This window comes from Catenovulum sediminis (assembly GCF_007289895.1).
GTDB classification, from domain to species: Bacteria; Pseudomonadota; Gammaproteobacteria; order Enterobacterales; family Alteromonadaceae; genus Catenovulum; species Catenovulum sediminis.
In genome coordinates, this window is the sequence record NZ_CP041661.1 from 535,281 (window position 1) to 549,250 (window position 13,970).

Below are 13,970 nucleotides of genomic sequence, written 5' to 3' on the forward strand. Positions count from 1 at the left end.
TAGGCAATTATTTGAATTAGATAAGCATTAGATTGTCGAATTTTTTAATTTTCAAGTAATACAAAAAGATGTAATATTCAAATATACGAATATCTATATTATATGTGATTTAAAAACGGTGATTGATCAATGGAAGAAAAAACTAAAAAATATTCAGCGCCCGCGCTAGAAAAAGGTATTGATATCTTAGAGTTATTATCTAAAGATTCATTCCCGTTAAACACAGCAACAATTGCCGACCGACTTGGTCGTTCAAGTGCTGAAATCTATCGAATGTTATTGGTATTAGAGCAGCGCGGTTTTATCAGTAAAGATGAAGAACATGAAGGCTATCGCGTAACACGAAAATTACTTCAGCTAGGCAGTGAACAAGAACCGATTAAAGATTTGTTGGAATACGCTATACCAATCATGAGAGCACTGGCCGACAAAACGACTATGTCTTGTCATATAGCGGTGGAATCAAACGAACAAATTGTCGTTATCAGTCGAATTGAAGCCCCTAGCACTATTTCTTACTCAGTGCGTGTAGGCTACCGAAAACCGATAATTGAAACAGCATCAGGCCGAGTCCTATATACATTTCAACCAGACTCTGCCAAAGAGCGAACGATAAAAATGCTGCAAAAGCATCATAGCGACGCAGAGATCAAAGAGTTTGTTGCTGATTGCAAGAAGGTCTTAAAACAAGGACATGTAATGTCCCCTAGCCCCTTCGTTACCGGCGTAACAGACTTATCAATGCCGATAATGGATGGCGATAGAGCGATAGCAACATTAAGTGTGCCTTACATACAACGCAAACCTGAAGAAGTGAGTATCAATGATACTTTAGCAATGTTAAAAGAAGCAGCGAAGAATATCTCAGATGCAATCACTTATGGAATTGCGAAGCCTCTTTAGTTCTGATTTTTAATGTTTTAAATATCTATAAAAAACCACTTTATTCAAAGTGGTTTTTTATTATTTAGCTTGGTAATTGACTTACGGGTTAGTCGAACTCGACCACCGCTTTGATGACGCCACTATCGGCTTTAGCCCAGTTGGGGAACACTTCAACCATATCGTCAAATTTAGCTCTGTGGGTGACAATTGCCTCCCCTTTCACTAGTCCATTTTTTAAACAATCTACAACCTGCTCAAAATCATCTTTGGTTGCGTTACGGCTGCCCATTAATGTAGTTTCTCTCTTATGAAACTCTGGATCATTGAATTGAATATCCGATTTGACGATACTAACAAACACAATTGTCCCGCCATGTGCCAAATTATAAAATGACGATTCCATTGCTTTAACATTCCCCGTGCAATCAATTATAACGGATGGAAACTCATTGTTTGTCAAATGCGCCAACTCAGCCTGTATGTCGCCTTTCGCATTCACCGCACCATCTAAATTTAACTCACGCTGGCAAAAATGAAGTTTTTCTTCACATAACTCTGAAACAATTACTTTAGCACCGGCTACCTTAGCAAACTGAAGAGCGCCAATTCCGATTGGCCCTGCCCGAGTACCAATACGGTATCAGCTGAACTCACACGAGCTCTTTTTACAGCATGTGCGCCAATCGCAAAACATTCTATAAGCGCCATCTCATGAAACGCTAAACCATCAGTTGCAACCACCGCTGATTCAGGAACGGATATATATTCGCACATGCCACCATCACGATGCACCCCAATAACTTCTATGTTACTACAACAATTAGGTTTACCGATTCGGCACGCGTAGCATTCTGAACAGCTAATATAAGGAATAATATAAACTGACTGGCCCAGCTTTAAATCACAGTTTTCATCACCCTCTACTACTGTCCCAGAAAGTTCATGACCCAATACGCGTGGATAATTAAAATAAGGTTGATTACCGCCATAGGCGTGAATATCGGTGCCACATATCCCTATCGCTTTTATTTTAACCAACACCTCTCCTTTTTTGCGCGTTGGCATATCAACGGACTGAGAAACTAGCTTTCCTGGCTCCGTACATACAATTGATTTCATCATATCAGACTACCTTAAAAAGGATCCTTCCAATTATTTACAACAAAAAACTCGTGATGATTTCCCTTAAGTAAACGTCCTTATAAAAATCTACGTCACCACAGAGAGGGTTAATCGTTTTCCCTTTCGTGCCATTAATGAGTGAATTTCAAACACTCAATAAGGAAAAATTATTGAAACAGATAAATTAATATAGATAAGAAATTTAAGTTTCTATTACTAATTCTTTTTCATTCGTTTTCGTTCGTTTTCTCTTTCCCGACAGAAAGAAAAACAAAGTACTCAAACAACACTAAACATCAGAATTCAAATTTGAGAATAGATAAGTTAATTTTATATACACACAGATACTTGTCTTTGTAAATTAACCTAATCGATAACCTTCCAAAAAACTCAAAAAGATTAGCGCAAATACCACAATCATAAAATATTAGTGTAAAAAATAAAAAAGCATACAAACATTAGCCTACAGCAGATGCCAAACTGTATAAACCAATGCCTGTACGCAAAGTATATCTTATATATGAAGATATACACTCGATTAGAATCAACGTCCGGTTGATAATTCGAGTAACACAACACTTACTACAGGTTAAACATACACACATAAAGCCACCTTTTCAATATTTATATATAAATTTATTCAATCGCATGCAATTATTACTTAATAATTAATGAAATACATAAACATTAAAATGCGATCAATGGCTGACAAATTTAGAGGATTGAATTTAGCTGCTTATAAAGACAAATAAATATAATTGACCTGTTAAAAAAAATTAAGTAGCCTTAACACATTGTCAACAATATACAGTCTATATTATGAAGTTTATTACTTTCGTATCAATCTTGTTGTTAGCGAGTTGCGCTCAGCTACCACAAGAAAATCGATACGCTCAACAAGTACAGATTGAAGCCAAAGATGGAAACTTTAATCAAGGTTGGAAATTCGCGTTGTCTGATAGCGACGAATTATACAAACCTTCCATCCTAACAACCACATGGGAAGATGTTGATTTACCTCACGACTGGTCAATTGAATTACCATTTGATAAGGCTCTAGATGGAGCAACCGCTTATTTACCGGGTGGTATCGGTTGGTATCGCAAAAATTTCAAAACGCCAAACAGTTTAAATCAGTTTAATTACATACTGAATTTCGACGGAATTTATAATCATTCAGTTATCTGGGTAAATGGTGTACAACTACATTCAGAAATAAATGGATACAAGCCATTTAATATAGATTTAACGCCCTACTTAAAGCCCAAAGGGCAAAATAATAATATCGCAATCAAAGTGGATCGTAGCCGATACATTGATAGTCGTTGGTATACAGGTTCTGGTATTTATAGAGATGTCACTTTACATCAAGTGCGAAAGTTACACATTCCGGTTTGGGGTACGTATATCACAACACCGACAGTAACAGATAAAAATTCAACCGTTAGCATTCAAACTACAATTAAAAACACATCAAACAAAAAACAAAATTATCAGCTCATCGCAAGATTATTAGATAAAGATGGAACTCTAGTCGCAGTGGAGCAAACCCATTCATCAACCAATGCGGCAACCACTGATACCCAAAATCAGCTTTTGTCTCTACAAAACACAAAGTTGTGGTCGCCTAATACGCCCTATCTGTACAAACTAGAAGTTTCGATAGTACAAGATGGTGTAGAAATTTCTAAAAACAGCAATTCCGTCGGCTTTCGCACGCTTCAATTTGATCCAGAAAAAGGTTTTTTCTTAAATGGTCAACATACATTAATAAAGGGTGTAAACCTGCATCATGACGCAGGTTTAGTTGGCGCAGCGGTGCCAGACGATGTCTGGATACGACGTTTAACAAAGCTAAAACAAGCTGGCGTAAACGCAATTCGTACAGCGCACAACCCTGCCTCAAAGGCATTTCTCGATCTGTGTGACAAAATGGGTTTTTTAGTGCAGGCTGAGATTTTCGATGAGTGGGATAATCCTAAAGATAAAAGACTGAATCAAGAAGAAAGACACGATGACTATATCAGCCGAGGTTATGCAGATTACTTCCAAACTCATGCCGAACAAGATTTGAAAACGTCGATACTACGCGACAGAAATCATCCGTCTATTATCATGTGGAGCATCGGTAACGAAATTGAATGGACATATCCAAGATACAAAGCGGCAACCGGCTATTTTGATATGAATGCAGCGGGTAACTATTTTTATAATCCGCCTTTCATTTCGCCGGAGGAAATCTATCAGAGATTTCATGAAAGTAAGGAAGGTAAATATGTGTTAGCAAAAACAGCTAACAAGTTATCAAAATGGGTCAAAGAAATGGATACCACCAGACCCGTAACAGCAAACTTAATCTTACCCTCCGTTAGCCATATTTCTGGTTATACCGATGCTTTAGACGTCATTGGTTACAGTTACCGCCGAGTAATTTATGATTATGGCCATACTTTATTCCCCGGAAAAATGTTGATGGGACACGAAAATGTACCTCAATGGCATGAATGGAAAGCAGTGATAGAGCGAGAGTTTGTAGCGGGTACATTTTTATGGACAGGTATCGACTATTTAGGTGAGTCACATAACCAATGGCCCAGAAAAGCAGTTAATAGTGGTTTATTAGATCTAGCCGGCTTTGCAAACCCAAGCTTTCATATGTTTAAGTCATTATGGAATCAAGCGCCACATATACACCTAACAACGCAAACGCTTGAAAATTCATTGTACAAAGAGTCTAAAGATGGTCAGTTAGTAGAAAAAAAACCAAATGGCTGGCAAACAAGAGTATGGTTTTGGCATGATGTAAACGACCATTGGAACTACCAACCAGGCCAGCAGATAGCGGTAGAAGTATATAGCAATTGTAAATCTGTTGAGCTATTTTTAAATGGCCATTCATATGGCCGGCAGCAATTAACTCATCATCCAGATAGAATTTATAAATGGTTAGTACCGTATAAAACAGGTCAGCTTACAGCCAAGGGTTTAGGCGATTGCCGAGCTTCAGACGAAATAACAACAGCACAAACTTATAGTCATGCAAAAGTAAACACCGACAGGAAAAAACTGATAGCAAAGTCTAATCAAGTTAGCCATCTTGATATACAACTGTATGACAGCAACGATATTGCCGTAAAACATCAGGAAGCTAAAATCACGCTGGAAGTTTCACCTCATTTACAGTTAGTGGGAATGGACAATGGTCGTCCAAATAATTTTGCCAGCTTCAAAACAAATAGCTTACCCACCCGAAACGGTAGGGCATTGGCTATTGTTAAGGGAATAAAAGCAGGTAATGGAGTGGTACAGATAAAATCAAATGGTCAGCTATTGAAACAAATCAACATTTTAGTAGAAAACTAATTATACCTTTCAAATTGCAAGGTGTAATTTGAAAGGTGGACCCAACCCAGTCAGGTTGGGTCCAAGCGCTGTAACAACCTAAGTTGTTACGCCAGTTGAAAGTTGAAGCAGGCAACTTCTGTTTCTACTGGCTGCACTATTCTTGAAACACAATGCGTTTAACTAACCAGCATTTTGCATTGTTTTGCTATCTGTAGCTCTTCAGCAACCGGGACGAGTACTAGCTGACAACGGCTCGCTTGAGAATCACTAGACAAAAGTCTAATTTTGTCGCCTCGCTTGGTGTTTTCTTGTGTATTTACTTTGATTCCAAGTACTGCCAATCGAGATATAATTTTGTCGCGTATTAGATTTTCACTTTCGCCAATTTTCCCTGTAAAAACAATCGCATCTAATCGCTCTATGCTAGCAATATAAGAAGTGATGTATTTAGCAACCCGATAACAAAAAATTTCAATTGCCAATTGGGCGTCTGCATTACCTTTGTGTGCATGATCGACTAAAACTCGAATATCATCACTGATACCGGATAAGCCAAGCAGTCCGCATCCTTTGTTTAGTAAGCGCGTAATATCCGCAACAGGCATGCCTATTTTTAAGTTTAAATAATCGACGATACTGGCATCAATATCCCCACATCGCGTCCCCATAACCAAACCTTCAAGTGGCGTAAACCCCATTGAAGTATCAACAGAGCGCCCGTTGTTTATCGCGCAAACACTAGACCCATGGTCTAAATGCACCGAGATTATGCCGTGTTCATTTTGTAGACCTAAAAATTCTGCTGCTTTTTCACTCGCATATTGATGGCTAATACCATGAAACCCATAACGTCTCACACCATATTCAGTGTGATATTTAACCGGCAAACCATATAAATACGCGTGCGCTGGCATGCTTTGGTGAAAGCCTGTATCAAATACGGCTACTTGCATCACATTAGGCAAATTTTTACGAGCTAATTTAATACCAGTAATATTTGCCGGATTGTGTAATGGCGCAAGATTACTAATTTGATTCAGCGTTTTTATAATTTTGTCGTTTAATACTACAGGTTTTGAGAAATGCTCTCCGCCATGAGTGACTTTGTGCCCAATCAGGGATAACTTTTCTAAAAAACCATAGCTATTTAATAGCGCGAAAATCGTGTTTAGAATTTTTTTATGATCTGCTCCGGCCATTTGCTCTTTATGCACAATGACTGGTTCATTTTGCAACGTAACCTTCCATTTTATATATGCTTTTTCTTTCTCGAGATTTTCAGCATTTCCACAAATAAGCGGTTCGCCACAGCCATTTGCAAAAACTGAAAATCGAAGTGAAGCACTTCCACAATTAATAACAAGCACATTCTGGTTAGGCACCGACCGCCTCCTAATTAATTACGTCTAACGGTTATTTAAGTTTTAAAGCGTGTTTAATGGAAAAGTTATAATCACTGTTGGCAGTCGCCTGTAAAAGTGAATAGTTTTTAAAGTCAACCGCCTGATAAATCGTCTTGTTTGCAAATTGCTCAAGTAACTTGCCAATCGTTTCACTGTCGTTTTGCGTCAGTAGTATCAATGACTCTTTAAACGTGTAATTTCCAAAGCTGTTAAAATCCCGACCCGCTAAATAATCGTGAATTAATACCAACGAAAAGCCACCATGTAAAAAGTGACCACCAACACTGGCGTATAAGCGGCCTTGTTGAATTTGTTTTAACGCCTCCAAATCCCAATCAATACCACCAATTAAAGCTGTTTCGTTTGCTTTCAAGGCATCCATGACACCTAACGCCAGTTCATCATTCGCACACCAGACGATATCCATTTCACGGTATCTATTTTTTAGCGCAGGATATAAGCGTTCTGCGCGACTGCGTTTCCACGAACCAGATAAATACTGTTGTAAGTAAGCCTTAGATTGCTTTATATTAATCTGATCTGTTAAGCCTTTTTGTCTATCAACATTTGCTGAATGGCCATATTCTCCACCGATTGCGACAACAGCGAATTTATCTTTGTTGTAGCGTTCGTCTGCTTCTTGGATTAATGCATCAGCTAATAAGCTTCCGGCAGCAATATCATCGGTCACCATTTGCCCAATCCAATATTTGTGTGAACGCCTAGGGGCTAAATTCGAATCTGAAATTTCAAAATTGGTTATAAAGGTGAACACGGGTATTTTCGCTGCTTCAAAAATATCGAGTATTTCTACCCCTTTATTTTGAAAATTATAAAATAAAACTGCATCGTATGGTTGCGGGTGTTTAGCGATTTCTTCAGCCAACCGTAACATTTCGAAACGATTGCGGTTATACATATAAATATCTAAATCAATTTCTAAGTCTTGCGCGGCATCTTCAATAAATGCATGGGTTAATCGCCAAAACTGGTTTCCTTCAGAATAGTCGACTTGTCCAGAAGCTGAGAGCTTCATTGGTGCCAACCAAGCGATACGTTTGGCTAACACACTTTCACTAAAAACAAGTAAAACCAGCAATAAAAGTCGACTAACCATAATTCACCTCAAAAAAGGCTCATCCCTGAGCATACACACTCTACAAGCGAAATTGATTTAGTCAGTATAGTAGTAACAGCAGCGTTCTACCTCATCTGAGCTTCCCATAATGACAGGTACACGTTGATGTAATCCGTCTGGTGTAATGTCCAATATATCTTGTAGCCCAGTTGACGCTTTACCACCGGCATTTTCAACTAACATCGCCATGGGCATTGCTTCATACAACAGGCGTAATTTGGCCGGTTTTGCAGGGTCACGTTTATCTTCAGGGTAGAGGAAAATACCACCACGGGTAAGAACACGGTGAATATCACCCACCATTGCAGCATTCCAGCGCATGTTAAAACGCTTTTTACGTATACCAGACTCACCTTGCAACAAATCGTTAATATAAAATTTTGTAGGTTCAAACCAGAAACGAGAATTGGCCATATTAATAGAAAATTCTTGCGTCTGTAACGGAACACGGACTTCATCGTTCGTTAACAAGAACCCACCATGAGTTCTATCTAACGTGAAGCATCGGGTTTTTGAGCCGGTCGTCAGCACCAACATGGTTGACGGGCCATACAAAACATAGCCTGCAGCCAACTGATTGCGCCCACTTTGTTCGAACTGCTTAGGATCATCCGCAGACAATTCTTTGATAGCGGGCAATATCGTAAAAATAGTCCCAATTTGGCCGTTAATATCGATATTGGATGAGCCATCTAGCGGATCAAATGCAACCAGATATTTACCATCTTCATGTGCTGCGACAATTGAATCTTCTTCCTCTGATGCAATCGCACGTACATTGGTATCATTGAGCAACATACTTTTAAGTAACTGATTGGCGATAACATCTAACTTTTTTTGCTGCTCGCCCTGAATGTTCTCATCCAACGTTGAGCCTAAAACACCACCTAGAGCGCCTTGACTCACGCGAAAAGAAATTTCTTTACAGCCAGCTAACACAGTGCGGATCAACATGAGTAATTCCAGATCCACCTGATCACTTCTTAAGGTTGGAATTAATCTTTGCATTAGCTTTTCTCGATTCTATTAACACAGTTTAAATCAGCAAACGTAGTTGCTAATCGGCTTGACATGCTCTCCTCTGCTTTGCGTAACCAAACACGAGGGTCGTAGAATTTTTTATTAGGTTTATCATCACCGTCTGGATTACCAATTTGAGTTTGTAAATACCCTTCGTTGGCTTGATAATATTCTTTCACACCGTCCCAGCTTGCCCATTGCGTATCTGTGTCTATATTCATTTTGATAACGCCATATGAAATAGCATCACGAATATCTTTTAAGTCAGAGCCTGATCCACCGTGAAATACAAAATCTAAACTGTTGTGGGGTAACTCAAATTTTTCACTTACAAATTTCTGTGAATTTTTCAAAATTTCAGGCGTTAGTTTGACATTACCGGGCTTATAAACACCGTGGACGTTACCAAAAGAAGCTGCAATCGTGAATTTATCGCTGATTTTACTTAAAACTTCATATGCATAAGCTACATCTTCAGGTTGAGTATAAAGCGCAGAACTATCAATATCAGTATTGTCGACACCGTCTTCTTCACCGCCAGTACAACCTAATTCAATTTCAAGTGTCATACCCATTTTGCTCATACGTTTTAAATACTCAGCACAAATTTCGATATTCTCTTGCAACGGTTCTTCTGAAAGATCAAGCATGTGTGAGCTGAACAGCGGCTCTCCCGTCTGCTCAAAATAGGCTTCGCCAGCATCTAACAATCCATCAATCCAAGGCAACAATTTTTTCGCAGCATGATCAGTATGCAATATAACAGGTACACCATAGGTTGTAGCGGCCTGACGAACATAATGAGCACCCGCTACGCCACCGGCTATCGCCGCATCTATTGAACTTAAACCCGCACCTTTACCAATAAAAAAGCCAGCACCACCATTAGAAAACTGAATAATAACCGGTGAATTTGCTTTTTTAGCTGCTTCCAATGTCGCATTTACTGAATTCGTACCAACTACATTTACCGCAGGATAGGCAAATTCATTTTCTTTAGCATGTTCAAATAATGCACTGACAGCATCGCCTGTCATCACGCCACCTGAGGCTATTTTTTGTTTAATTGCAGCATCATTGTATGTCTTCATGTGTAGCACTCCTGTTTTATGCTAATTGAGCTTCCGCTTGAATTGTTGCTTGTTGGCAGATGTCTAGAAAATGTTCTGGGTCTAAGCTTGCACCGCCGACTAACAAGCCATCTATATCTTCTTGAGTAAGCAATTGTTTGGCATTGGTTTTATTTACACTGCCACCATATAAAAGACGAATACCTTGAGCGCATTCTTCACCGTATAAAGCCGCTAGCTCGTGACGAATAAACTGATGCACTTCTTGCGCAATTTCCGGAGATGCCGCTTTACCCGTACCAATAGCCCAAACCGGCTCGTAGGCAATACAGATATTTTTATCGGTAAGGTCGATTCCTTCTAAGCCTTCAGTTAATTGACGGGTCAAAACATCTTTAGTGATTTGATTTTCGCGTTCTTCCTGATTTTCCCCGATACATAAAACAGGCGTAAGATTATGCGCCAACGCGCGTTCCACCTTAATCTGACAACTGGCATTGTTTTCCCTAAACATAGCTCGTCTTTCTGAATGACCTATCAAGCAGAACTTACAGCCGGCTTCTTTAAGCATTTGCGCTGAAGTTTCTCCGGTATAAGCACCTGATTCAAATTTACTGACATTTTGACTACCAATCCGAATTTCCGAGTGCTGTAAAAAATTAAGCATGTCACGGATATAGATATAAGGCGGGCAAACAACAATTTCAGCTTCATAATGTTTGCGGATAAACGAAGCGACTGAGCTACACATCAAGTCTATGCCACCGTTCAATTTCCAATTGGCAATTATGATAGGTCTTCTAGCGTGCATATGTTTTACCTATATTTTTTTAGTATCGTGTTTAAAGCATTTATGTAGTGAACATAAAGTGACATCCTTGTCACTTTAGGCACTTCTGGAACCTTCCAAACGGGTTAAATCAAACTTATGATTTTATGCAGCCTGATTTGCAGCCAGACAAGCTTGAGTAATCTGCTCCCAAGAACCATTAGAAACCCAGTTTTTATCCGCAAGCCAAGTACCACCAACTGCAGCAACATTATCAAGCGCAAGAAAATCTTGTAAATTATCCGCTTTAACGCCCCCAGTCGGACAGAATTTAACATCCTGAAAAACGCTACTAACGGCTTTTAAAAATGCTAACCCGCCGCACAACACAGCTGGAAATAATTTCATTTCACGATACCCTGCTTCATAAGCTAAAGCGATATCTGCAGTGTTTGACACACCAGGGATCACAGGGACAGGGCAACTTTCTAAGGCCACCAATAACTTAGGGGTTATAGCTGGGGTAATAATAAAATCTGCCCCCGCGGCGAGTGCTTTATCTAAAGTTTCAGCATCTAATATTGTGCCCGCACCAACAATCAACTCAGGTACTTGTTGTTTAATTGCGCTTAATGCCGCCAGCGAAGCTGGAGTACGTAAAACCACTTCAACAACGCGTACGCCACCGGCCACCATAGCCTTAGCTATTTGTACACCCTGCTCTTCACTGTCTGTTTGAATAATTGGTAAAACTTTTTGTTTTCCCATTAAATCTGAAAATCTTGGCATTTGTGATCAACCTATATAAGAGGCATGCGCCTCATTTTTTATCTATAATACTTTCGCTTATGACTGCTTAAGAAAATCTTCCCTTACCGGGCTAAAAGTATCGAGTAAAATACCAGCACGCTTGCACACTGCGCCATGCTCAACATAAGGTGGAATATAAAAACTATCCCCAGCTTTAAGTTGTTTAATTTCACCACCCACGTTGACATCAAACTCACCAGATTCAACGTAAGTGACCTGTGAATGGGGGTGACTATGTACATAACCTTCCGCACCTGTGTCAAACCAAACTTTTACAACCATTAATTCTTCGTTGTAACCCAAAATTTGGCGTGTAACCCCTTGGCCTAAGTCTTCTATAGAGACATCTTCCGAAAACACAAAGTTATTACTCTCGTTCACTTAAACCTCTTTTGCTGGCTAAAACTGACTGACAACCAAGTCTAACCAATAAGCCAATTAATTGTCAAACACTAATTGCAACTAGTGACTTACAAATAACACACACAAAACACTTATTGTAATACAGGTTTTGTTAACAATAAATTTATTACCAATTTGTAAGACAACTTGCTTTATGTCTTGCAAAATAAAGGGTAGAATCAGGTTTAACGGTGGGTTTAACGTTTTAACTTTTTAAGATGTCTAGGTAGTTCAGTATGAAAAATAAACGAATGTTTTGGAGTATTGTCGAGAAAATAGAAGCTCGAATTAATTCTGGTGAATTTACAGCGGGTGCGCGTTTGCCACCAGAGCGAGAGTTTGTTGAGACTTATAATGTAAGTCGGCCAACCATTCGCGAAGCGATTATCGCATTGGAAGTTAGAGGCAGAGTAGAAGTTAAAACAGGTTCAGGTGTTTATGTCTTAGAGCAAAAAGAAGACTCAGCGACAGAACACAAAATCAGTGCATTTGAATTAACACAAGCACGCGCTCTGTTTGAAGGTGAAGCCGCAGCATTGGCAGCGTTTGCAATTACGGATGAACAAATAGCCGCTTTAGAAAAAACCATGTCACAAATGGAAATGGGTCAGGATGTTGAAAAAGCTGACCGCGATTTTCATTTAATCATTGCCAAAGCGACTAAAAATAATGCGGTGCTTTCTGCAATTCAAGGACTATGGAAAGTTCGAACAACAAACTCTGATGTAGCGGAAGCATACAAAGATATATGTAGTCAAAGCCATACTAAAAGGCTACAAGAGCATAGAGAAATATTAAACGCGTTGAAAAAGCGAGATACTGCAGCTGCGCGCACCGCAATGCATAAACATTTCCAACGCTTAATAAATGCTTTGTTTGACAAAAGTGAAGAAAAGGCTTTAGAACAGATTAAAAAGCAAACTTCACAAACACGCGGTTTGTATTCTTTAGACCATGTGGTCAGCAGAGCCAACTAAGCATTAAACCGTTAAAATTATTAGACAATCCCACCGCATAAGCTACATTTTGCCATGTTTTCACATGGCAACTTTGTTACGCCCGAATACGTGATTCCATTTCAGTTTTATACTTTTTAGGTGTTAAGCCAAATTGCTTTTTAAACAGCGAAATAAAGTGTGAGGGGCTCGAAAAGTTTAACTCAAACGCAATATCTGTAATCGACATATTAGATTGGCTGAGTAACCGAGCAGCACTGTACAACTTGTGCTGATTTGCATATTCAGAAAAATTGCACCTAAAGACACTTTTAAACAAACGTGAAAAATAAGAAGGCGATAAATGGCACAAGCTTGCTGCTTCATCTAACGGCAATTCAACCGCAGCTTGATGTCGAAACAAATTCATAACCGGTTGTAGTCGTTGATAATTTGCACTTTTTTGTACCGTGGTAAGTTGGGGCGGTTTTACCGGATCTGCATGTTCAGCCAACCAAATTAATATAAGCTTCAGAATCGTTAAACTTTTTTCGCTGTACGGATCTTGCTGGTAACTATCTAACAACCACTTAACCTGAATTGAAAAAGACTCCAATTGACTCGTATCCATTCTTAAATGCATACCTTGTTGGAAAAAAGAGTCCAACTCTGGTAGAGCTTGTTGGCTTAAAAATTCGGGCAAAAACTGAATAATATACCAAGATTTAGCATCTGCTGTCAGTTCAAAATCATGTGTTTCTAAACTAGGTATAAAAACAATATCTTGGTCTTTTAACTGAGACTGACCCTGACTATAAAAATAGGTTCCGTCAATTTTTTCAAACACGATGATTTCATGCACTTGATGAAAATGCATAAAACAAGAGTAAGGATCATCAGCCTGATAACTGACGTGATGGATCTCAAAACTATACCCCTTCTGAATACAAAACGGTTCACAATAAACTTTGCTCTTACTCATATCGCCCTCACTGCTTTTTATCAGATTACAATTAAGTGAGTAGAATGACAATATTTTGATATTTATCGCTGACAAAATGTCAGATTACA

At 39.0% G+C, this 13,970-nt stretch carries 13 protein-coding genes; 3 read left to right on the plus strand and 10 right to left on the minus strand.

Annotated features, from left to right (window positions below; genetic code table 11):
• Positions 1-129 precede the first annotated feature (129 nt).
• Positions 130-903 carry an IclR family transcriptional regulator gene (locus FNT16_RS19415; protein ID WP_143873637.1) on the plus strand — a complete coding sequence of 258 codons (774 nt, stop codon included), beginning with the start codon at positions 130-132 and terminating at the stop codon, positions 901-903.
• An 88-nt stretch (positions 904-991) separates the two neighbouring features.
• On the opposite strand, the gene FNT16_RS20920 is transcribed toward FNT16_RS19415, so the two are convergent.
• Both FNT16_RS20920 and FNT16_RS20925 read right to left on the minus strand, forming a co-directional pair.
• Entirely contained in the window at positions 992-1,519 is a 528-nt protein-coding gene (locus FNT16_RS20920; RefSeq protein WP_342779180.1) for a zinc-binding dehydrogenase, read from the minus strand.
• Complete coding sequence (locus FNT16_RS20925; protein WP_246072545.1) at positions 1,465-2,007, minus strand: alcohol dehydrogenase catalytic domain-containing protein; 543 nt, start codon at positions 2,005-2,007, stop codon at positions 1,465-1,467. The genes FNT16_RS20920 and FNT16_RS20925 overlap by 55 nt, the downstream gene beginning before the upstream one ends.
• 819 nt (positions 2,008-2,826) lie before the next feature.
• Between FNT16_RS20925 and FNT16_RS19425 the strand changes: the two genes are divergently transcribed.
• Positions 2,827-5,370, plus strand: a complete 2,544-nt coding sequence (locus FNT16_RS19425; protein ID WP_143873639.1) for a glycoside hydrolase family 2 TIM barrel-domain containing protein — start codon at positions 2,827-2,829, stop codon at positions 5,368-5,370.
• A gap of 158 nt (positions 5,371-5,528) precedes the next feature.
• On the opposite strand, the gene FNT16_RS19430 is transcribed toward FNT16_RS19425, so the two are convergent.
• From FNT16_RS19430 to FNT16_RS19460, 7 genes are all read right to left on the minus strand, one after another.
• Positions 5,529-6,734, minus strand: a complete 1,206-nt coding sequence (locus tag FNT16_RS19430) for an acetate/propionate family kinase (protein ID WP_185976772.1) — start codon at positions 6,732-6,734, stop codon at positions 5,529-5,531.
• A gap of 31 nt (positions 6,735-6,765) precedes the next feature.
• Positions 6,766-7,872 carry an ABC transporter substrate-binding protein gene (locus tag FNT16_RS19435; protein WP_143873645.1) on the minus strand — a complete coding sequence of 369 codons (1,107 nt, stop codon included), beginning with the start codon at positions 7,870-7,872 and terminating at the stop codon, positions 6,766-6,768.
• Positions 7,873-7,929: 57 nt separating this feature from the next.
• Entirely contained in the window at positions 7,930-8,901 is a 972-nt protein-coding gene (locus tag FNT16_RS19440; RefSeq protein WP_143873648.1) for a class 1 fructose-bisphosphatase, read from the minus strand.
• Positions 8,901-10,004 (minus strand): class II fructose-bisphosphate aldolase, encoded by a 1,104-nt coding sequence (gene fbaA / locus FNT16_RS19445; protein WP_143873651.1) that lies wholly within the window; start codon positions 10,002-10,004, stop codon positions 8,901-8,903. The genes FNT16_RS19440 and fbaA overlap by 1 nt, the downstream gene beginning before the upstream one ends.
• Positions 10,005-10,020: 16 nt before the next feature.
• A complete protein-coding gene (gene tpiA / locus FNT16_RS19450) occupies positions 10,021-10,794 on the minus strand; it encodes a triose-phosphate isomerase (protein WP_143873653.1) in 774 nt (257 codons plus the stop codon).
• 123 nt (positions 10,795-10,917) lie between these two features.
• Complete coding sequence (gene eda / locus FNT16_RS19455; protein ID WP_143873654.1) at positions 10,918-11,541, minus strand: bifunctional 4-hydroxy-2-oxoglutarate aldolase/2-dehydro-3-deoxy-phosphogluconate aldolase; 624 nt, start codon at positions 11,539-11,541, stop codon at positions 10,918-10,920.
• Between the two features lie 57 nt (positions 11,542-11,598).
• Positions 11,599-11,943 carry a cupin domain-containing protein gene (locus FNT16_RS19460; RefSeq protein WP_143873656.1) on the minus strand — a complete coding sequence of 115 codons (345 nt, stop codon included), beginning with the start codon at positions 11,941-11,943 and terminating at the stop codon, positions 11,599-11,601.
• Positions 11,944-12,200: 257 nt separating this feature from the next.
• Here FNT16_RS19460 and FNT16_RS19465 point away from each other — a divergent pair, with 257 nt between their 5' ends.
• Positions 12,201-12,941 (plus strand): FadR/GntR family transcriptional regulator, encoded by a 741-nt coding sequence (locus FNT16_RS19465; protein ID WP_143873657.1) that lies wholly within the window; start codon positions 12,201-12,203, stop codon positions 12,939-12,941.
• 76 nt (positions 12,942-13,017) lie between these two features.
• Here the strand turns inward: FNT16_RS19465 and FNT16_RS19470 are convergent, their stop codons facing one another.
• On the minus strand, positions 13,018-13,881 hold the full coding sequence (locus FNT16_RS19470) for an AraC family transcriptional regulator (RefSeq protein WP_143873659.1): 864 nt from the start codon (positions 13,879-13,881) through the stop codon (positions 13,018-13,020).
• Between the last annotated feature and the right edge of the window lie 89 nt (positions 13,882-13,970).